This window comes from Bacillus sp. AR2-1 (assembly GCF_008368755.1).
Classification (GTDB): Bacteria; Bacillota; Bacilli; order Bacillales; family Bacillaceae_G; genus Bacillus_A; species Bacillus_A wiedmannii.
The window spans coordinates 18438-39698 of record NZ_QORY01000002.1 but is presented as its reverse complement, the minus strand read 5'-3'; the positions used below and the strand labels follow the sequence as shown (position 1 = coordinate 39698).

Here is a 21261-nt window from a genome sequence, read left to right as displayed (position 1 = left end):
ACAAGGCTCCTGCTCTACTTTGTGCGTTCAAAAAACTGAAACATAACGGTTTTTATGTGCATACGAAACATTGCACCGTTAAGCATCTAAATAACCTCATCGAACAAGATCATAGACATATCAAGAGATCCGTAGGATTTCAAAGTCTTCGCCAAGCTTCACGTACCTTGAAAGGAATCGAAACGATTCATGCTATATACAAACAAAAGAGAAGTCACACTCCAGACTTCTCTTTTTCGACGTACAAGGAATTACAGGAGTTATTCAGAACCGCTTAAACTATAACTATATTTTGCAAACGAGTGTGTTTTTTCCAAATTTTGCACCAGAACCTGCTGTATTCTTTTTTATTTTTGCACCAGAACCCTTTGTACAAGAGGTTGTAGAAAATTTGTAAACGGGTTTATGTTTTTTCAATCTTTGCAATCGAACCAGTAGAACCTTTCTACGTGTATGATTTACCAAGTGATTATTACACATTATGTACTAATTGTATATAATTACTTTAAATATAAAGGATATAAATATAGTATGTAAATAATTTGTAGAAAATTGTAGAAAAAAATTAAAATTACAAATTAAAATCTTTCTAAATGAAAGTTTTATCTTGTTTTTTTTATTTTCATTCTTTAATTTATTTAGTAGGAGTAAACAGATGCTCCAATTTTTTATTACATCATAATTTTCACAAGATAAACATTTTCAGTAAGCAAAATAAAAAACTTTATAGTGTCATACTGAATATTATTTAAATTAAAAAGGAGGGTATTATTATGAATAAAAATAGAAGAGATACAATTATATCGATTTTAATACCAGTTGTAATGATTTTATTTATTGTTAATTTTATATACGACATTTTTTTAAATCTATTTTTTGGAATCGCTATTTTTCTACCGTTATTTCTTTGTCCATTGGGAAGCATCCTAGCTATTTCTTCCTATAAAGAAGATGAAAATATTTGGGCAGTAATAGGGATAATATTAAATGTAATAGTGTTTTTTGTTCCTTTTATTTGGATAATAGGAGGTATAGTTATGGAGTAAGGGCTTCGAAAGGTATTGTTTGAATTTTTTTTAAATAATACATATATCGGTAAATGAGCGATAACATTTAGGTAGTTTTGAATAATTGTTGTAATTCATGCTACGTCGAAAAAACGAAGTTTGGTTGTAGCAAGGTTACAATCTACAATCATTCCAGTACATTCTTTAGAAGAAGTAAATGAAAAATTACAGTCAGAAGTAAAGCGACGATTGAGTACATGTCGCATAAAAATTGATAATGTAAGTTTATTTAGTTCAGAGGAAAGTTGATATATACTTGAATCAAAAAGAAGAGAAAAGTCTTGTGATAAACAAGACTTTTTTATTTGTCGTTTGAAAATTTGAAACGGAGTTTTCTACTCATTTAGTATTTGCTAATAACAGATTTCTTTCACTAACAGGCCCTTTGAAATTTCCATTCAGTAAATACGAAAAACAGACGAATTTTATAAAAAATACATATTTAGATATTTCCGCAACATTAGATACGGGAACGAAGGTAAATGTGGAAATACAGCTAAATAATAATCATGATATGATTAAGAGAAGTTTATATTACTGGGGAAGGCTATACACGTCCCAACTTCAAAAAGGAATGCCATATAGTTCTCTCCATAAAACAATTACGATTAATTTGTTAAATTTCGTTATGTTTTCTGAATACGAGGAATTCCATACAACAGGAATTCTATGGAATCAACAACAACAGAAAGTATTAAGTGATGATATAGAAATTCATATTGTAGAGATTCCAAAACTCATGCAACAGTGGCGGAATGAACAAGTAAATCCCTGGGAAGACTCGTTTGTTCGTTGGTTGTTATTGCTTCCAGCGAATGAAGATGAGCACTTAACCCAAACATTGGAGGATATTGCGATGAACCAAGACCCTATTTTACAAAAAGCAATGAATAAATGGGAACGTATGAGTCAAGATTCTTCTTTCCGACAAGCGTATGAAGCAAGGGAAAAAGCTCTCATGGATGAGGCCGCTAAGTTCGCTCATGCAGAGCAACAAGGGATTAAAAAGGGAATAGAAGAAGGGAAAATACAACTTATTCGTGGTATGCACAAAAATGGAATGCCAATAGAAGATATTGCAAGGTTTACAAATTTACGTATTGAAAAAATACAAGAAATTTTACAATCATAAAAAAAATTAGCAAATAACACTATACTTTTCAATTGCATATTTCCAACCTACACCTGATACATCAATATAATAACCTGTGTTTCCATCTGCGTATTTATTAAACTTCATGATGTTTAATAAATACAAAGCATTTCACACAACAAGAATCTTATGGACTCAGCAAAAGGTTTTAAGTGATGACATAAAAATTCATATTGTGATTATCTGAACTATGTGGGATTTAAAGGATACAATGTAAGGTGTAAAGCCATTGTTCAAGTTGTTGAAGAATATGTGGAGATAGATATCGCTGTAGTTCTTCAGCCAACAAATGAAACTCATCTTGAATCGATAGATTCATACAAAAACGCCTTCCTTTCTGTATATTTCTACAAAAAGAATAGCGTTTTTTTCGTTTTATGGATACAAATTCACTTTAATTTAACAATAGGTAAAAAATTATAGTTTCATTATATTAAGGTTCATTTTCGCATTTCCAAAATAAGGTGTAAATATATCTTTACATTGTAGGTGGAAAAATGGGGGTAAAAAATCGAATTAAGCAATTACGTACACAACATAATATTACACAAATTCAGGTGGCTAAGGATTTACAAGTAACTAGGCAAACCATTGGAGCGATTGAAAATAATCATTATAATCCAAGTTTAGAACTAGCATTAAAACTATCTCGTTATTTTAATACAAGAATTGAAGATATTTTCACGTTAGATTAACATAAGGAGTTTAATAATAAGGAGGCAGAGAACTTTATGAAGTTTAGAAAACAAGATGAAATGGAACAATACCAAGTAGCTAAAGCTGGTAAGAATGCCTTCATGTTTTACACAATTGCATTACTAATTTGGTCATTATTTGACAATTTTAGAAATGCTCATTTAGGTAATGCATTCTTAATTTTGTGTCTAGGTAATACTGTTTATTTTACTACCCTCGTTGTTCAAAAAAGAAAAGTAGATAAATTTGAGGAGGAAACAACTGAGGGAAATGAATTTAGTCAATTTATTAAGAGAAACAAACATATAATATTAGGTGCACTATTTGTTATTATTTTGGTTATTATTGGTTTGTTAACAAAAAATTAAAACTCTAAAAACCAATCAATTTAAAAAAATAAAAATTATGGTTTGGGGGTACTTCAAAATCTTAGCTTGATGGGCATGGGGTAGCACCACATCGCTATCAAGTTAAAAAAACAAAATACCCCCTAAAATGAAAAAATACTGTAAAGTAATAATAAAGATTTGATATTATAATCAAATTATCTAAATGTTTATTTGGAGGTTTTATTAATGAACATTTTAAGTTCGTGGTTATATAACATGAAAATCATAAAATACTTATTGGGAAGGAGTTGATAATTTAAAACTAAAGGAGAGATATTAATGATATATAGAAAAGCAAATCAGAAAGATTATGATACAATTTTGAATATATGGGAAGAGTCGGTTTTAGCTACTCATCATTTTTTAAGAGATACCGATAGAGAAAAGTTTAAAAAAGAAATACCCTCATATTTCCCACATCTTAATGTCCAGTTATGGTATGAGAAAGAGGATTTAATTGGCTTTTCTGCTATAAATAAACAACACCTAGAAATGTTATTCTTAAAACCTAATAAAATAGGTAAAGGATACGGTAAAGCTATTATTAATTCTTTAATTAAAGACTTTGATATTACAACAGTTGATGTAAATAAAGACAATAAGAGTGCAACTAAATTCTATATTAATAATGGCTTTTTTATAGTAAGTGAAACGGAAACAGATTCTTCTGAACGTCCATACCCTATACTAGAGCTAAAGTTAAAATAAGGTAAAGGTGGAAATCCTCCCTTACCTTTGATTTTTGCACTAAACTGCGTGTTAGTCCAATAAGAATTAAACAACTTTATTGTCACTTAACAAATACGCTATTCTTTTCGTAGAATCATAGGAAAGGATGGCGTTTTTGTATGTAAATATAGGTCTATCTAACTCATTTGGTTTCGGAGGTCATAATGCAGCTATTGTTTTAAAGAGATACGAGTGAATAAACATTCGCTCGTCAATCTAACCGTTTCCTCTAGAAACGGTTAGATTTATTTAATTTTCATTTTAACGAACACTGTACTTTACGAACAGTGTTCGTTATGTTAAAGTTAATGTGCGAGAGAGAACAAACATTAAAAAATAAAATTAACAAAGAGGTTTGAGGTTTGACAGCCCAGCAAAAACTTCAACAAACTGAATTTTCATTTGGAAAAATCCTTCCAGTATTACTATCCGTTGCACTTGGTATGTTCTTAGTCATTTTGGATAGTACGATAATGAATGTCGCTGTTCCAAAATTAATGAGTGCATTTAATGTCAGTCTCAGTGAAATTCAATGGGTAATTACTGCCTATACTTTGGCTCTTTCAGCCGTCATTCCGTTGGCTGGATGGTTTTCTGATTGATTTACAGCAAAGAAAATGTTTATCGTTAGTATTGTTCTCTTTGTGGTAGCATCTATGCTTTGTGCACTTGCCCAAACTGCAGAACAGTTAATTATTCTTCGTATTCTCCAAGGCCTAGGCGGAGGTATGGTAGCTCCAATAGGAATAGCAATGGGTTTAAAAAACTACAAGCTGAAAATAGATTATAAATTCAAGGAGTGTTTATCATGTCAACTTTATCTAAAGAACAAAAACGTATCGCAATTATTGGTGGAGGCCCAGGAGGGTTAACACTTGCTCTACTTTTACAACAAAATGGTATGGAACCTGTTATCTATGAACGAGAACTACTTGATATGAACAATCAAAGAGGTGGCTCTCTGGATATTCATGAAGAATCGGGACAAATGGCACTTAAAGAAGCTGGCCTTTACGAGAAGTTCCAGGAAATAGCTCGTTATGAAGGTGAAGATTTCCGTCTTCTAGATAAAGATGGAAAGAGTTTTATTGACGAAATAACTGCGCCTGATGAAAAAGGGGATCGACCTGAGATTGATCGCGGTGTGCTTTGTGATCTTCTTTTAAACGCTCTTGATACAAGCTGCATTAAATATGGGTATAAGTTAGAAAAAGCCATTTCACTTGAGAACGGCATGACACAACTTCACTTTGAAAATGGATTTGTGGATACAGTTCATGGTCTTGTTGGGGCAGATGGGGCATTTTCACGTGTCCGTCCTTTGCTAACAAATACCGATATTGAGTATACAGGCATAACTTTCTTTGAACTTAATATACTAAATGTAGCTGAGAATCATCCGGATTTATTCGAATTCAACAGACGTGGTAAAGTGTTCGCTTTAGGTGATAATAAGGGAATTCTTGCGCAACTAAATGGGGATGGACGAATTAAAGTATACGCTAGTTTAAAAGTTGAAAAAGACTGGCCAGAAAAAAATGGTATTTCTACAGATAAGCCTTTAGAAGCGAAAGCTAAATTATTAGAGTTATTTAATGACTGGGATGAAGACCTAAAGAAATACATTCATTATGCGGAAGATTCAATCATACAAAGACGAATTTATATGCTACCAATTAATTTTAAGTGGAAACGTAATCTTGGTGTTACTTTGATTGGAGATGCAGCTCATGTAATGTCGCCATTTGCAGGTGAGGGCGTTAACTTGGCGATGTTTGATGCATTGAATCTGGCTCTTGCAATCATCCGAAATAACTATTTTGCTAGTGCAATTGAAGAATACGAAGAAAAAATGTATGCATATTCATCTGAAAAAGCGCAAGAATCACATGATAATTTAGAGTTAAGTTTCTCTGATGATGCAGCTGTTAAACTTTCAGAATTAATGAATTCATTCCATGAGCAATACTGATCTTGAAAATTGATAATATATTTACTAATATATTTGTCCATGATATAAAGTAATTATGGAAAACTCGAATCGAAAAATAATTAGTCGTAGGGATCGCCCAGCCAAAGAGCCCTTAAGCCATGAACTCATCGTAAAAACTGCTTATGAACTTCTTAAAGAGCAGGGTATTGCAGGTATGAGCATGCGTAAGGTTGCAAAAGCATTGGATACTGGTCCATCTTCATTGTATGTTTATGTTAAAAATTTTCAAGAATTAAGTTCATTTGTATTGGATCATGGCCTTGGTCAATTGGTATTACCTGAACCAAAGCAAGACTCATGGAAGGAAAATTTAATTGGAGCACTAAGTGCATATTTCTTATTACTATACGAAGAACCTGGTATCGCTGAACTTACTTTCTCATCTATTCCAAAGGGGACAAACTTTCTTAAATTGACAGAATACATTCTTGCTACATTGCAGGATGGTGGAATTAATTCTAGATCCGCAGCATGGGGAGTAGACCTTTTATTACTATACGTTTCTTCAGTAGCATATGAACATACTTCTAGGAAAAAGCATGGGAATATGCAAATATCTGATATAAAAGAAACTTTCCAAAATGTTGACCCAGTTCTATTTCCAGTTCTTTTCAGCCTAAGAGAGGAGATGTTCTCCGGAGACATGGAGTCAATGGAACGTTTTCATTGGGGACTTGAAGTGTTATTACACGGTATTCAACATTTTAGTAAATAGTAAGTTCAATCAAATTTTTATCAAGAAAACAAGCAGCCAATTCATTGTGGCTGCTTGTTCTTTTTTTACGAAAAACCTATACTTTTGAGGCAAGTTTATGAGTTAAAAAAAGATTTATGGCAATGTTATGCTTCAAATTGTGGCGGACTTATGATTCAAATCACAAAACAAACAAAAAGGAGTACAGCCGAGTTACGTGTAAAAACAGGTCATAGAATTACTTATATTTCCAATTATAGATTTGAAATGAAGTTTAATCATTTTTGAAATTCTTGAAATCCTTGTTACACTATAGCACCTGTTAATTGAATAGGTACCCTGCAAATTTAGTAGGGTACTTTCATTTTATTGAAATATGTCCTTTTTGATGCGGGACCTGCTGAATAAGCAGACCTTTTCATTTGAATTCCGCAAAAAAATTTGTGTCTATAATTCCAAAAGCGACTTTACAGGGGAAGGGGGTTTTTCCTTCTGAAGCAGCATGCATACAAGAAATCACCCAATATTCCAGTTCTAATGGTAAGCGGTATATTTGAAGACTACCATCATTGTTTTTTGCTGTTACGATCGATACATTTACCCTGGTTGTAGCAAAACCAGCTAAAGTGAAGTTTTCTTTTAAAGCATCAGATACTATTTGGAAGTAAAGTTTTCTTTTTAGGTAGATAGGCAGCCTATCTACCTTAGGGAACTACTATTGATTAAAGGAACAAAGTATATAAAAAAGACACCCTATGGTGTCTTTTTTATATATGGATGTATTTCTAAATAAATGTAGTGATTAATCAAAGAATCTTGGATGCTTCTTGGTTAAACTAAGTATAACATTAATTTTATTTTAAATGTACTATTTTTTGAATATATAAATATATTTCGAATAATCCTTTTTGTTTTATGATAAAAAGGATATCGCCAGTATTTTGAAAAACCTCCACGTTAATATTATGCAAGATTTTAAACAGTTATTTGACTGATTCAGTAAGAAACAAGAACACTAAAAACGCGTCAGGATAGGAATGTAAAAAAATGTATAGATTCATAGAACTAAAAAAGAAAGTTTCCTTGTGAGAGCAGGATTTTCCTTTCTCTTGCTACCGATAATGAGACGTTATGTAAATTAGCAATGAATAGAATATACAATTTCATCGTGGTATTTTAATTATATAAAAATATTAGAAAGTAGGTACGGAGTTTGAAAGAATGGATTTTATTAGATGAACAGGAATATGAGAATGTTTGGGATAGATTTTATGATGAATTTGCTTTTAATCCTAATATAGATGGTGAACAGTCATTTAAATTTTCTTGTCCATATATTACTTATGATTTATCTAATTACTTTGAAGGAAAATGGACTGATGACGATGATTATATTTTTGATCATATATTATTGGAAGCTCTTATTTTATGTACCGAGAAACATGAATATATATATGCGTTAGATTGGCACCATGATAGCTACTGGATGAATCCTAGTTTAAATTTAAATCTAAACGAAAAGGATCATCAATGGAAAATCCCATTTTTTCCGGATGGAGATTATTATTTCTTTTTGCAAAAAGACTTTAAGTGGGGTTATTTAGGGCATCCATGGGAAAAAGTTATTTATATTTTCGGAGAAGAATTAATCAAGAATTTCAAAGAATTAAGGACTAGTAGATTAAAAAAGACCAATGAGAAAGTATAAAATTCACTTCCCATATCGAATTTTATGTAAATAAGCTGTCCATATGGATGGCTTATTTTATTGTTTGCTTAACGTGATTTTTTCCGAAATGCTGGCGGTACCCCATTGCTATCAAGCTAAGCTCATACAAAGTCAATTATAGTAAAGGTTGTTTCTTTTTTCTAAAGGCTAGCTGTGGGGAATTGAAAGATTTGCATACGAAATAAACCCTAATGGGTTTCATTTTTTTGATTTAAGCCGCTTGATTATTAGACATGTTACAATTGTAAACGACAGCTAATATATCAAAGACTGTTTTTTTCTCATATCGATGAGATTTCCGCCCGTTTTGCTGTAGGAGGTTGAACAGGCGAATTAGAATCTTTGATAGCTCTTGGGTGTCTTTCTGTATTGCTTGGAAAAGAAGAAGAAAGTAATCTTTAATCATATATATGGCCTTATATTCACTCAGTTCTCGTTTCTTTTTCATAAGAAGCAATTGCCGCATTTGAAACATGGTAGAAGAACAGAGTAGGATGTCAATTAGTTGCCCATATAAATGACATTCCAATCGTTCTCGTTTTATCCTTTTACAATAATGAATACGAAAGAATGATTTCCACGTTTTAAATAAAATCTCGATTTGCCAACGTAAAGAATACCAATCATGCACTTGTCCCATCGGGACAATATCTGTAGGAGTATTTGTCATATATACATTGATACCGCTAAGTCGTTTACTACGAGCAGAATACTTCATTCCTTTCTTTTTTTCTCTTATAGTTTGATCGTGTAATCTTTTTTGTTGTTGTTCTATTGTTAGTCGATGAACAATCACACGAGTTGGGACTTTATCAGTCATTCCTACATAAGCGTTGGATATTTCGCATGTTTGTCCTGGCTGAAGAGAGTTCATTAAAACCTCCATATCTATCTGGATATACTCTGTACCTTTCTTGATTTTGCCATCTTGAAAATAATCAGGTTTAGGATTTTTTTGATAAATACGTGTATTCGATTTGATACGTGAGATATAGTAAGCCTTTTTATCTTGTATATGTTGAAGATCTTTCAAATGAAAATAGCCTAAATCTCGGATACATAAATCATTCGTTGTTACAGTTGGGACACACAGGGAACCGTAGGTTCGATCATGTTGTTTACCTGGACCGGTATGAATATGAAGGAACTGTCCACTTAATAAATCATATTCAAGCTGAATCTTTACTCCCGCTGTATGGCTGCATCCTCCTGCACCTGGATAAACGAATGAAAAGGAATCTGGAAGTTGAAATGCAGTTGAATCTAAAATACGAATACGCTTAAAAACAGAAGTATATGGAGAAGAAATCTGTATAGATGAGGTCAATTTTCGGCTTAGTAGTTCAGCTAGTATGTGTTGTAAAAATTGGACGGCTGCTTGATTAAATCGTTGGTTCAGTCCCTCGGGACTAATCAGCACTTCTGTCGAAGCTTCTAAACAGCTAGATAACTGAGTTAAAGACGTCGTAGCGATATTTTGGTTCATCCATACACATAAAGCGACTAAATCTTTTGCTTGGTACTTACTGGTTCGTTGTACGAAACCAACATCTCTAGCAAGATTCCGTAAGGTATTTGGAGATAAAAAACGTTGAATCTCTTGAGCAAATAGTTGTAATTCATCAGACACAGAAACAGACATAAAAAACGCCATCCTTTCCTATGATTCTACAGAAAGAATAGCGTATTTTTTGTTTTATGGATAATAAAAAACTAGATTGAAAGAGATTTGTTTTGATCTCTAGTACACCAATTAATCAAAAATAAAATAATTCTTCAAATTTTTTATCTAGCGCTATACAGAGTACTAATGCTAACTTTGCAGTTGGACAAAATTGTCCTGTTTCAATAGAACTAATTGTTTGCCTAGATACTCCTACCATTTCAGCTAATTCTCCCTGTGATATTTTTTTCTCAGCTCTTGCTACTTTCAAACGATTTTGCAGTACTAATTCATCTTTCAATTATCATCCCTCCAGAAAGAAAACTATGGCACTTGCAATTATACTCATTATTGCTAAAATGCTTGCAATAAGAAATTTTTGTTCTTTCAACTTTTTAAACTTATAAAAACTTGTACTAGCTATATAACCAGAAAAAATTGAAATTAATTCGTAACTTTTAATACCATGCATCAATTTCCAAGAACCAAAAAATAGGACTAAAACAAGTACAGCTATTAAACCGTAACTAGATGAATCTAATTCTATAAGTTCTTTACGTTCATCTCTCCCCATTTTTTTGTATTTTCTTAATATCTCTTCTTTTTGCATGATTTGTAACCACCCCTTATTAATTATATATTTATTGTACAGTTTTATTATCATTATGACAAGTTAACTTGTCATAATGATAATAAAACTTGTCCTCCAGGTGTAGAGAAATACAATTGGCAAAGATATAAAATTTTCATTATGGGGGTAATTAAGAAGCTTAAGTTGATAGCGATGGGGTCTCGCCACATCGCTATCAAGCTAACAAGACAAAATCCCCCCTGAAATGACAAAAGACGTTATTCTTTCTGCGAAATCATAGGAAAGGATAATTTCTTTTTTCTTTATAGATAGTGGTTTTATAATGATGTGGCGTTGTCTCCCCTTATAAGCATAAGTATCACACACCTTGTATATTAGCTGCTTATTGAGAATATAATTACAGTGCACATTATTAGAAATTTATAGTATGTTTTAAAATACTCTCTACAATTGATGTGCATAGTATGTGAATTTTTTTCTATTGGAGGGATTTCATTATGGCTGATAATGTGCAACAAATGATTCAAGAGCATAGACAATTTTTCCATCATGATCATACGAGAAGTCTTCAATTCCGACTTAAGCAGTTAGAAAAATTGAAAAATTCTATTCGGAAATATGAAAAACAAGTGCTGAGCGCATTATATCAAGATTTACACAAAAGTGAGTTTGAATCATATGCTGCCGAAGTTGGTTTCGCATATAACAGTATCAATTTTATAATGAAATACCTAAAACAATGGATGAAACCTCAAAAAGTAAAAACACCTATTCATCTTGCACCTTCCAAAAGTTACATAATAAAAGAGCCATATGGTACAGTGCTAATTGTTGGCCCTTTTAATTATCCATTCCAATCATTAATTGAACCTCTTATCGGGGCAATTGCGGCAGGAAATTGTGTAGTTCTCAAACCTTCAGAAAATGCACCAAATGTTTCAGCTGTAATGAACAAAATAATAAGTAAAACGTTTAATAAGCAATATATTCGTGTTATTGAAGGCGATAGAGAAATAACTTCTTTATTGATTCATGCACCATTTGACCATATCTTTTTTACTGGTAGCATTCAAGTTGGAAAAATTGTCATGGAAGCGGCAGCGAAAAATCTTGTACCAGTAACATTAGAACTTGGTGGAAAAGGACCAGCTATTGTCGATGAAACTGCTAACCTCGATATAGCGGCCAAACGTATTATCTGGGGAAAGTTCATAAATGCTGGACAATCCTGTATTGCACCTGATTATGTTATTGTGCACAAATCTATCAAGGTAAAACTAATTTCAAAAATGAAAGAAATTATTACTAGCTTTTATGGCTCAGATGTATCAAAAAGCAATGATTATGGTCGAATTATCAATGAGAGACAATTTGATAGGCTTATTTCTATATTAGAACAAGACCAAAATTATATAATATTTGGCGGAAATTCATCTAGAAGTCATTTATATATTGAACCAACACTTCTTGAAGTAAAATCGTGGGATACTGCAGCTATGAAAGAAGAAATTTTCGGGCCGATTTTACCAATTATGGAGTACAATGCTTTAGATGATGTCATTCATATGATTAACAACCATCCCAAACCGTTAGCTTTGTATGTATTTACTAAAAATAAAAATGTTGAAAAACAAGTACTAGGACGAACTTCTTTTGGGGGAGGATGCGTCAATGATACAATGTCACATATGGCTAATCTACACTTGCCTTTTGGCGGAGTAGGAACTGCGGGGTTCGGTGCCTATCATGGTAAACATAGTTTTGATACTTTTACACATCGTAAAAGTATTTTAAAGAAATGCTCAAGTATAGACTTAGGGATTGTATTTCCGCCGTATAGGGACAAAATTAAAATTTTACAAAAGATTTTCAAGTGATTTTTGAAAACAGAAAGAAACAACTATCAGATGTTCTTGGTAGAACCTGGTATGCGGCAGATGTTAATTATGCTTCAGGTTATCGAGGTAATGATAGAATGATCTGATTCTAAGGATATTGCAAACGCGGTACAGATTCTATATGAAGCAGCAAAAAAGTAAAAAGAGACAGAGTAATCATGAAATTGGAGAGAAAGGGCCTGCTATGATGCTAGGAAGCATTATATGGTCTTGTTATGCGTTGTTATAGGATGGTTTGTCTAAAGACGATCGTATTTATTACGCATTGAAAATAATTCCAGGGATTTATTATATTATCGATTTTATTGACAAAATGAAAGACTGACTTCCTGGATTGAGTCGGTCTTTTCTCTATTCAAATTATGTACTCTTTCACTATCTGGCAATTCAGGTTATCGACTTATTATAAAATAAATAATCACCATATATTTTGTTGAATTATGCTCTTGCCTTCATCACTAATTTTAATTTCTTGATTGTATTCTTTATACAAGGCATCAACCTGATATAGCGGCCGAATAATATTTATTTTGTTATTTTATTTTGGGTCCCACTTTTTGCTGATTTGAGTAAGGAGTAATCCTATAAGGACTAGTAAACTTCCTACCCATGTTATGTTTACGATTGAGCTATGATCAATGATTATGCTACCGATATAAGAACCAGCTGCGATCCCCACGTTGAAAGAGGCAATGTTTATAGCTGAAGCTAAAGGTGGAGCTATTTTACATTGGAAAGATGGCAGTGACAAAAAAGGGCTTCTTCTGACAGGTGATATTATCCAAGTTGTTGCAGATCGTCAGTGGGTAAGTTTTATGTATAGTTATCCAAATTTAATTCCGTTACCAGCTAATAAAGTAAAAGAAATGGTAGATAAGATTAAAGACTTACCTTTTAATCGCTTGTATAATGCATTTCATAGAGTAATAGTCGAGGATGCAAATAAGTCTGTTCAAAAGTCTGCTGATCGGTATATAAAAGCTTTACAGGGAAAACTTTTTCATACTTAAAAAATCAAGTCACTTTTGACGACACCGATTATGTAAAAGTAATTACGGTTTTTCACTATCCATAAAGCAAAAAAGACGTTATCCTTTCCTATGAGTCTACAGAAAGAATAGCGTTTTTTTCGTTATATGGAAATAAAGTTCTTTTTTATATTATAAAGTTACATAAAAATGAAAGTCGATATTCTCAAATACGAGGATGTCGGTTTTTTCCATATAAAGGTATAATGTTGGGGATAGAGTTATTCAACAAACGGGGAGAATTAATGGGAGGACATTATGGGATTATTTGAATATGAAGAACGATTTAAAAAACAAGTAGAATGCTATGAATTATCTGAGGAACAGTTACAATTTACAGGTACACCAAAGAAATGTGTAGAATTATCAAAAGCCGATACTGACAGACATTCTATATTATTTCTTGCAAATAATGAGCTTGTAACATTTTTCGTGCTTCATGAAAATGCAGGTGTAAATCCTTACTCTAAAAATCCAAAAGCTATGTTATTACGAGCGTTTTCAACGGATTATTATTATCAAGGAAAGGGGCATGCCAAACAATCATTATTGTTACTACCTGACTTCGTACGCAAAGAATATCCACATATTAGTGAAATTGTATTAGCGGTAAATGTGAAAAACATTACTGCACAGTTATTATATAAAAAATGTGGTTTTATTGATGAAGGTGTACGAAAAATAGGAAAAAAAGGCGAACTTATTATTATGAGCTATTATTTATAAGAGAGATATTGTGAAAGATTCGACAACCGAATTAAAAAGTGTAGTTTAGCGTTTTCTAAATAAACTACACTCATTATAAAATATTTATAGACTAAAAAGAGGCTTTCTATGTTACATGATGATCCAGAAAGTATACACTTGCAGCCGGCACCCATCTTTGGACAATTGGCTCTTGAGTTCCTTTCCCCTGACTTCCCATCACTTCTATTTCATGCTTCTCTAACCAGAATTCAGAAGTCTTGAAAAACTTTAAATCTACACCAAAAGCTCAATACAATTCGTAAATAATTTGATTATAGAACTATTTTTCTGTGGCAAAATAAAGCAGGGCTATGGTAGGAAGAGCGATTCCTATCCATAATGTTAGACTCCATCCGCCTAAGGCGTATGCCCATCCACCAATAAAGGATCCAACAGCACCTCCTAAAAAGAAAATAGCCATAAATAACCCATTTAATCGACTACGTATTTCTGGCCCCAATGAGAAAATTAAACGTTGACTAAGCACAAGGTTTGCAGATACTCCCATGTCCAACAGAATTGCAGCAATTACTAAAACAACTATTCCGATAGGCGAACTACTTTGAATAATAAGTGGTAGTAATAAAGAAATAATAACAACAGTGAGAGCTATCCCAGTGGCGGGCCGTGTCCAGCCAAGATCGGCTAGACGACCACCTATTGGAGCAGCTATTGCACCTGTAATTCCGACAAGTGCATATAATGCGATGGCAGTCTGAGAAAAATGAAAAGCAGGACTAGACAATAATAATGGAACAGTGGTCCAGAATAAGCTGAAAGCCCCAAATACACAAGCATGATAAATTGCACGACGGCGTAAAATTGGAGTAGTTCGTAGTAGTTGCCACATTGAACTAAGTAAGGCGGTATAATTTGTTTTTGCCGTTGGTTTCCTAGCAGGGAGTACTTTCGATAATACAAACGCCAAGACAATAATTACAGTAGCAGATAAAGCAAATATTGCATTCCATCCCCAAATATCAGCTACTAGACTAGATATCGGACGCGCAAGCATAATACCTAATAACAGGCCACTCATGACATTACCAACTACACGACCGCGTGCATCTTCCGATGAAAGGTATGATACAAAAGGCACGAGCACTTGCGCTGCGACCGACCCCAATCCGATAAAGAATGAAGCTACTAACAACAAGATTGCGCTCTTTACAAAAACTGTGGCAGTTAGAGCAACTGCACTTAGAAATAACAATATAATTATCAATTTTCTATTCTCAACAATATCCCCTAAAGGTACAAGAAATAGTAAGCCAACAACATATCCAATCTGAGTTAGTGTTACAATTAATCCAGCGCTACTATTAGAAAGCCCAATTACATTACTAATTACCCCAATTAAAGGCTGGGCATAATAAAGATTAGCCACAATGATACCACATGCAGTTGCTAGAAGAATGATTAAACCGGATGAAATCTTCTTATCAATTGCTTTATTTTTAAAATTAGACATATCTATTTCCTCCCATACTTTTATTTCAAAATTACTGAATCGCCTTGGCAAGAACTAGTGTACTACCATTGTTCTAAATTGAGCCTGAACTACTTTCCGTTCTTCTTTCAAAAGATTCAATTTCCCCACTTTTTTATTCCCCTTTTCTAAATATTTTTTAGTAATTTACTTTGTGAATTTGGAAACCTGTTTAAAGCCCTTAACATTATAAGAGGCTAGATAATTAATAAACTGAACGTTTAGTTTATTAATTATCTAAAATATATACTAAACGTTCAGTTTTGTAAATAGGCTATTTGATTATTCGTTCATATTAAGTATACTAAACGTATAGTTTATGTTCTTGAAAGGAATGATTAATGTGCAAGGTAAAAGAGGTAGACCACGTAATATCGAAACCCAAAAGGCTATCCTTTCTGCATCCTATGAGTTATTACTGGAAAGTGGCTTTAAAGCAGTCACAGTTGATAAAATTGCAGACCGTGCTAAAGTTAGCAAAGCTACGATTTATAAATGGTGGCCAAATAAGGCTGCTGTGGTAATGGATGGTTTTCTTTCTGCTGCTGCTGCCAGATTGCCTGTACCTGATACAGGTTCAGCATTGACTGATATCTTAACTCACGCCACAAGTTTAGCCAGTTTTTTAATAAGTCGAGAAGGCACTATTATTACTGAGTTAGTTGGCGAAGGGCAATTTGATTCGAAACTAGCAGAGGAATATCGTGCTCGATATTTCCAACCACGTCGCCTGCAAGCAAAGCAACTTCTGGAGAAGGGAATTAAAAGAGGCGAATTAAAAGAAAACCTCGATGTTGATTTAAGCATCGATCTCATTTACGGACCAATTTTCTATCGGTTGCTAGTAACCGGTGAAAAGTTGGATGATTCCTATGTGCATGACTTGGTAATAAATGCATTCGAAGGAATACGCTTGAATTGATTAATATTAAAATAAAGATTTAGAACTCCCACTCCCTCCTATGCGGATGCAAATTAAACTCACTTGATAAATAAAGTGTTTCATGTTTTTAAACTGATGTATATGGAGTGGTCTCCCAATACATCAGTTTAAGAATTAAGGGGATGTTAAAAAACGTCTTGTTAAAAATAATCAAGATAATTACTCTAAAAGTAACGTCATGCAAATAATTTTCGTTATGGGGGTAATATAATATCTTAGCTTGCTGGCAATGTGGCGGTACCCCATCGCCAGCAAGCTAAAAGTAAGAATTTCTCTAAAACAATAAATACGAGCAAAATGCACAAAATGGTCGTTCTTGGGGTGGTATGAGATTTTAAGTTGATGGGCATGGAGTATCGCCCCACATTCATCAACTTAAGGATTTAGACTATTTTTATGAGTATGCATCAAAAACAAGAGCTGTCTTTATTTGCCGAAGAGTTATATCGATATATGTATCCCGCTACACTTAATCAATTAGCTATAGTATCAGGTGGAATGAAACGAAAACGTAAGTGCCATGGGCACCATTTTTTATCTTTGTGTGTATGGTTAAATCAACAAATCGCTACAACCTCTCTTACTCAACTTTGTAGTCAATTAGAAACTTTAACAGGAATTTTATTAAGTCCTGGGGGACTTAATCGACGTTTTAGCTCAACTTTTGTAGCCTCCTTTCGAAATGTATTTACTACACTTCTACAAGCTAAAATTGGAGAATCATCTACAATTTCTCTTTCTCTCTCTGCTTACTTTGAGCGAATTCGCATCCTTGATTCTACAACCTTTCAAGTTCCAGATTGATTCGCAGCCACTTATCCTGGTGCCGGAGGCTGTAGTCATACAGCTGGTGTAAAAATTCAATTAGAGTATTACTTGTTGAGTGGAGAGTTTTCTGATGTGAAAATTGAACCAGGAAAACGAAGTGATCAGGCATATGGGGCGACTCGAATGGACATGACACAAAAGAATGAACTACATTTTGTGCTATTTCTTCAACAAAATCTAAAGCATCCTCTTTAACATCTGGGTTCTCTATAGATGTTTCTTCTAGCAATTGTATTAATTCTTGAGCTACTTTTTGAATATCATTATTTTCCCCTTGATTAATTGTTTGGTGAGAATCAATATTTTCCGTCTCTGCATAGTTTAATTGTCCTAAATTCCCTTGTACTAGTATCTTTGGATTTGGTTTCTCGTCAGTACCCAATTTCATATTCTTCCACGTTATTTCTTCCTTAATGTGTAAAAATGTAAACGTGGACATTTACACTTTTACACAAGTTCACAAAAAATTATATAACAATAAATTTCTATATTATAATACAATTAAATAACTTCATTATTTACAAATAGGAGGGATTTCATTGGAAGATTTTGATGATGAGCTACGTCAAATTGATATGGATCAAAAAGAAGCAATACTAGTTGTAAGGGCTTATAAAAGATATTTAGCAAAAACAGATGAAGATAGAGAATATGGAATAGAAGTGATTGAACGTATTTGCAATAGTGATACTACTCGTGAGGATGCTGATTTTATTATAAGATGCACGGAAGTTTTTGATGATATTATCGATAAGTCGTCGAGGAGAAATTAACAAATAAAGGCTAACATACTACTATAGGGATACAGCCGAGATATGTGTAAAAACAGGTCATAGCCTGACTTTTATTTTTAAATAATTGGAGTTGCTAAGGAATTAGAAGATTTAACACCAGAAGAACAAGAAGTATTGATGATGTACGGAAACGATTCAAAGAATAACCCACCAAAACTAAAAATCCCTCCAATTTAAACGATGAAAGGAAAATGATACACACATTTAGGGATTCATTTCAAGAGATGCCTAAATGTGTGTTAAGGGGCATAGAAACGTTGGAATTCACTTCTCGTTTCACTTATGAATTTAAAGATTTCGCCACTCATCACAGGCCTTGCGAATATTTTCACGCATATTATTTGTAATTTCTAACCTGTCATTTAAGAAAGTATCTCTCTGTGAGATTATCTCATCTTTAGCACCCAAATAGACCCTTTGAATAGATGAAGCATTTCTACCAGCTTCCGTTAATCTATAACGTGGGATGCCTGGAGATTCTGTGTACCATAGTGGATCTGTTAGTGATATAGCATCAGAATCATATATATGAACCTTTGTGTCTAAATTCTCATCCCATTCATCTACAAAATTAAACCTGTATTTGAGTGTAGGATAAGAATTAGAAGTAGTAGGAGCTGTAATCATATCGTAGAGACCACTATTAGCATACATTGCATCGCCTACACTTACATTTGTAAAGTGAACTAATTTGTCACCACGTGGTTCACATAAAGCAGCATACTCATCCCCACGACGACTTAAAGTAGCTTTATACCCAGAGTCAATTTCACTAAGAGCTTTTATGTCAGTTAGATGCAAAGTACAAATGTAAACAAGGGCTGTTATACCTTCAAACGTTTCAAAACGTACTAAATCTGATACTAAATCTGAACCATCGTCATATATGCCGTGTAAAATATTTACATCACTGCTCTCTGGATAGCCCTGAAGACGTCTCGCAATACTGTCACAATTAGCTACATAGTGATCTAAAAAGGCTTGGTCAACTATTTTTTTAACCCTATCACAAATTTCTTCTACTGCTTGTTTCACCGCTTCTTGAGCACTATCTTCTGATGGAAAGATTTCGCTTATTATTGCTGTACCTATTGAAGAACCCAAAGAACTAGCTCCTATTTCTAATGTTTTCTGCCAGTTTAACTCGTTAGTTATCATAATGAACACTCCTTTATAATTAGAATGCTTACTATCATTTCAGTTTTATACATTTTTTATACCCTTATGCATTTTGGACACGCTTTAAGTAGTTATGGCTTTAGGAGCATTTGCGACATTTGGAACGTCACGTACATATGCAGCAGAGCAAAAGATTCAATACAACCAAGAATTTCAAACACTATCTTATATTGGGGAGGAGTAGAAAGCGTCAGAAGGACTAGATAAAAAAGAGACTGTGTTCGAGTATTTAAAGAGTAAGAAAGACATGTTTAAATTAGCAGGAAATATGGAGAAACATTTTGAAATCGTTAAAGAAGAAAAAGAAACAGGAGCAGAAGCAGAAACAACGCATGTGAAGCTTATTGAAAAATATAATGGTATTCCTGTATATGGCTCTGATCAAACAGTAGCACTTGATCAAAATAATAATGTGAAAGCATGTTTTGGACAAGTTATCCCGAATTTAGAAAATAAAAATATCCCATCAACTGCAAGCATTTCAGAAGATGAGGCTGTAAATATTGGGAAAGCTGGTATTGAGAAAGAGATTGGAAAAGTAGATAACTATGATGGTATGAAGAAAGATTTATACGTTTATGAAAAAGATGGACAATATTATCTTTCCTATCTTGTAAAAGCATCTGTTTTAAAACCGGCACCAGGCTACTGGCATTATTTTATTGATGCAACAAATGGAAATGTGATTAAGAATTTTAAAATGCCAGGTGCCGTCATGCCTGATTTTGAAAATAGAATGGCCGTGATTGCAAAAGAAGTAAACTATGGACCACTACATCAAGTACTTGATGTAGTGGTTGAGTATTGGGGGTTAAAAGACTTACGACCAATTGCCCCTCTAGCAGAAAAAGCAAGAATTGAGATTTTGGAGTATCATATAAGATTGAAAAAAATACGGGATTAATTTGGCCGGTTTCAAGGGAAAACTGATCTACGTTAATGGGTAGAGATTTCAGGATATACGCGTGGGAATTCCCTTTTCTTTTATTTGAAATCTGGAACGCTCTCTATTATTTTACGGCTGTTTTACTTGATTTAATTTCCGAAGAAAAAAGTAATTGACACCAAAAACAAACTCATGATATTATTAAATATTTGATAAAAAATAACATATGTGTTAAGCTTGAGAAGGTTACCACATATGGAGGTGGATTATATGTTTCAAATTGGCGATAACATTGTTTATCCAATGCACGGAGCAGGTATAATTGAAGCCATAGAAGAAAAAGAATTCTCAGGGGAAAAACAACAGTATTATGTCATAAAAATGTCAATCAGTAATATGCAAGTCATGATTCCTACGGGTAAAATATTTAGTTCGAATATACGCCCAGTTATCGATATACTTGCATTAACGCACATTATACAAATTTTTCAGCATGGAGAATCAGATGAATTACTGCCGTGGAAACAAAGGCATAAAGTAAACACAGATAAAATAAAAACGGGTGAAATACAAGAAGGTGCTGAAGTTATACGTGATTTAATCCGTATGAAGAAGGAAAAAGCACTGAATACAAGCGAAAAAAAATTGTTGGATGATGCATATAAATTTTTGGTCAGTGAGCTAGAATTAATTAAAGGAATCACTGAAAAACAAATAAAAAGTTTCTGTTAAGATTTATTATAAATAATGTATGACATCCCCCA

21 protein-coding genes and 6 pseudogenes are annotated in these 21261 nt (G+C 33.2%); 20 read left to right on the top strand and 7 right to left on the bottom strand.

Features of this window, described 5'->3' with window-relative positions; all coding sequences use genetic code 11:
- From DT250_RS03095 to DT250_RS03050, 10 genes and pseudogenes are all read left to right on the top strand, one after another.
- Positions 1-278, top strand: a 278-nt coding sequence (locus DT250_RS03095; RefSeq protein WP_149212476.1) for a DDE-type integrase/transposase/recombinase, incomplete at its 5' end; no start/stop codon positions are given.
- A 495-nt stretch (positions 279-773) separates the two neighbouring features.
- On the top strand, positions 774-1046 hold the full coding sequence (locus DT250_RS03090) for a hypothetical protein (RefSeq protein WP_370513114.1): 273 nt from the start codon (positions 774-776) through the stop codon (positions 1044-1046).
- An 81-nt stretch (positions 1047-1127) separates the two neighbouring features.
- Complete coding sequence (locus tag DT250_RS32075) at positions 1128-1316, top strand: hypothetical protein (RefSeq protein WP_149212478.1); 189 nt, start codon at positions 1128-1130, stop codon at positions 1314-1316.
- Between the two features lie 136 nt (positions 1317-1452).
- Positions 1453-2199: an Rpn family recombination-promoting nuclease/putative transposase gene (locus DT250_RS31560; protein ID WP_255449971.1), complete on the top strand. Its 747-nt coding sequence runs from the start codon at positions 1453-1455 to the stop codon at positions 2197-2199.
- A 518-nt stretch (positions 2200-2717) separates the two neighbouring features.
- A complete protein-coding gene (locus DT250_RS03075; RefSeq protein WP_149212474.1) occupies positions 2718-2915 on the top strand; it encodes a helix-turn-helix transcriptional regulator in 198 nt (65 codons plus the stop codon).
- A 36-nt stretch (positions 2916-2951) separates the two neighbouring features.
- Positions 2952-3284, top strand: a complete 333-nt coding sequence (locus DT250_RS03070; RefSeq protein ID WP_098645570.1) for a hypothetical protein — start codon at positions 2952-2954, stop codon at positions 3282-3284.
- Between the two features lie 300 nt (positions 3285-3584).
- The gene (locus DT250_RS03065; RefSeq protein ID WP_149212473.1) at positions 3585-4013 is read left to right on the top strand and encodes a GNAT family N-acetyltransferase; all 429 of its coding nucleotides are present in this window, start codon (positions 3585-3587) and stop codon (positions 4011-4013) included.
- Between the two features lie 464 nt (positions 4014-4477).
- Positions 4478-4906, top strand: a pseudogene (locus DT250_RS03060) (MFS transporter).
- Positions 4843-6006 carry an FAD-dependent oxidoreductase gene (locus tag DT250_RS03055; protein WP_097847593.1) on the top strand — a complete coding sequence of 388 codons (1164 nt, stop codon included), beginning with the start codon at positions 4843-4845 and terminating at the stop codon, positions 6004-6006. The pseudogene DT250_RS03060 and the gene DT250_RS03055 overlap by 64 nt, the downstream one beginning before the upstream one ends.
- A 55-nt stretch (positions 6007-6061) precedes the next feature.
- On the top strand, positions 6062-6742 hold the full coding sequence (locus tag DT250_RS03050; protein ID WP_170958245.1) for a TetR/AcrR family transcriptional regulator: 681 nt from the start codon (positions 6062-6064) through the stop codon (positions 6740-6742).
- A 397-nt stretch (positions 6743-7139) separates the two neighbouring features.
- On the opposite strand, the pseudogene DT250_RS03045 reads toward DT250_RS03050, so the two are convergent.
- A pseudogene (locus DT250_RS03045) lies at positions 7140-7349 on the bottom strand (hypothetical protein); the annotation flags it as partial.
- 585 nt (positions 7350-7934) lie between these two features.
- Here DT250_RS03045 and DT250_RS03040 point away from each other — a divergent pair.
- Entirely contained in the window at positions 7935-8429 is a 495-nt protein-coding gene (locus DT250_RS03040; protein ID WP_098155618.1) for a DUF2716 domain-containing protein, read from the top strand.
- Positions 8430-8661: 232 nt separating this feature from the next.
- On the opposite strand, the gene DT250_RS03035 is transcribed toward DT250_RS03040, so the two are convergent.
- The 3 genes from DT250_RS03035 to DT250_RS03025 form a co-directional block, all read right to left on the bottom strand.
- A complete protein-coding gene (locus DT250_RS03035; RefSeq protein WP_149212472.1) occupies positions 8662-10092 on the bottom strand; it encodes an IS4 family transposase in 1431 nt (476 codons plus the stop codon).
- Between the two features lie 115 nt (positions 10093-10207).
- Complete coding sequence (locus DT250_RS03030) at positions 10208-10414, bottom strand: helix-turn-helix transcriptional regulator (RefSeq protein ID WP_000651002.1); 207 nt, start codon at positions 10412-10414, stop codon at positions 10208-10210.
- A 3-nt stretch (positions 10415-10417) separates the two neighbouring features.
- Positions 10418-10723, bottom strand: a complete 306-nt coding sequence (locus tag DT250_RS03025; RefSeq protein ID WP_149212471.1) for a DUF6442 family protein — start codon at positions 10721-10723, stop codon at positions 10418-10420.
- A gap of 479 nt (positions 10724-11202) precedes the next feature.
- Here DT250_RS03025 and DT250_RS03020 point away from each other — a divergent pair, with 479 nt between their 5' ends.
- From DT250_RS03020 to DT250_RS03005, 3 genes and pseudogenes are all read left to right on the top strand, one after another.
- A complete protein-coding gene (locus DT250_RS03020) occupies positions 11203-12582 on the top strand; it encodes an aldehyde dehydrogenase (RefSeq protein ID WP_149212470.1) in 1380 nt (459 codons plus the stop codon).
- A 731-nt stretch (positions 12583-13313) separates the two neighbouring features.
- Positions 13314-13613 (top strand): annotated as a pseudogene (locus DT250_RS03010) (MBL fold metallo-hydrolase); the annotation flags it as partial.
- 276 nt (positions 13614-13889) lie between these two features.
- On the top strand, positions 13890-14357 hold the full coding sequence (locus DT250_RS03005; protein WP_149212468.1) for a GNAT family N-acetyltransferase: 468 nt from the start codon (positions 13890-13892) through the stop codon (positions 14355-14357).
- Positions 14358-14478: 121 nt separating this feature from the next.
- On the opposite strand, the pseudogene DT250_RS32070 reads toward DT250_RS03005, so the two are convergent.
- Both DT250_RS32070 and DT250_RS02995 read right to left on the bottom strand, forming a co-directional pair.
- Positions 14479-14625 (bottom strand): annotated as a pseudogene (locus DT250_RS32070) (VOC family protein); the annotation flags it as partial.
- 33 nt (positions 14626-14658) lie between these two features.
- Positions 14659-15849, bottom strand: a complete 1191-nt coding sequence (locus DT250_RS02995) for an MFS transporter (RefSeq protein WP_149212467.1) — start codon at positions 15847-15849, stop codon at positions 14659-14661.
- A gap of 352 nt (positions 15850-16201) precedes the next feature.
- Between DT250_RS02995 and DT250_RS02990 the strand changes: the two genes are divergently transcribed.
- The 3 genes and pseudogenes from DT250_RS02990 (at position 16202) to DT250_RS02980 (ending at position 18411) form a co-directional block, all read left to right on the top strand.
- Positions 16202-16789, top strand: coding sequence for a TetR/AcrR family transcriptional regulator (locus DT250_RS02990; protein ID WP_149212477.1), 588 nt, complete (start codon positions 16202-16204; stop codon positions 16787-16789).
- Between the two features lie 417 nt (positions 16790-17206).
- A pseudogene (locus DT250_RS02985) lies at positions 17207-17791 on the top strand (IS4 family transposase); the annotation flags it as partial.
- 386 nt (positions 17792-18177) lie between these two features.
- Positions 18178-18411 carry a hypothetical protein gene (locus DT250_RS02980; protein WP_141499126.1) on the top strand — a complete coding sequence of 78 codons (234 nt, stop codon included), beginning with the start codon at positions 18178-18180 and terminating at the stop codon, positions 18409-18411.
- A 309-nt stretch (positions 18412-18720) separates the two neighbouring features.
- Here the strand turns inward: DT250_RS02980 and DT250_RS02975 are convergent, their stop codons facing one another.
- Positions 18721-19590, bottom strand: coding sequence for a hypothetical protein (locus tag DT250_RS02975; RefSeq protein ID WP_149212466.1), 870 nt, complete (start codon positions 19588-19590; stop codon positions 18721-18723).
- A gap of 268 nt (positions 19591-19858) precedes the next feature.
- Between DT250_RS02975 and DT250_RS32065 the strand changes: the two are divergent.
- From DT250_RS32065 to DT250_RS02965, 3 genes and pseudogenes are all read left to right on the top strand, one after another.
- A pseudogene (locus DT250_RS32065) lies at positions 19859-20032 on the top strand (peptidase M4 family protein); the annotation flags it as partial.
- On the top strand, positions 20024-20515 hold the full coding sequence (locus tag DT250_RS32060; RefSeq protein ID WP_255449972.1) for a PepSY domain-containing protein: 492 nt from the start codon (positions 20024-20026) through the stop codon (positions 20513-20515). The pseudogene DT250_RS32065 and the gene DT250_RS32060, both read left to right, overlap by 9 nt.
- A 252-nt stretch (positions 20516-20767) precedes the next feature.
- Positions 20768-21229, top strand: a complete 462-nt coding sequence (locus DT250_RS02965; RefSeq protein WP_179952823.1) for a CarD family transcriptional regulator — start codon at positions 20768-20770, stop codon at positions 21227-21229.
- Positions 21230-21261: the final 32 nt, after the last annotated feature.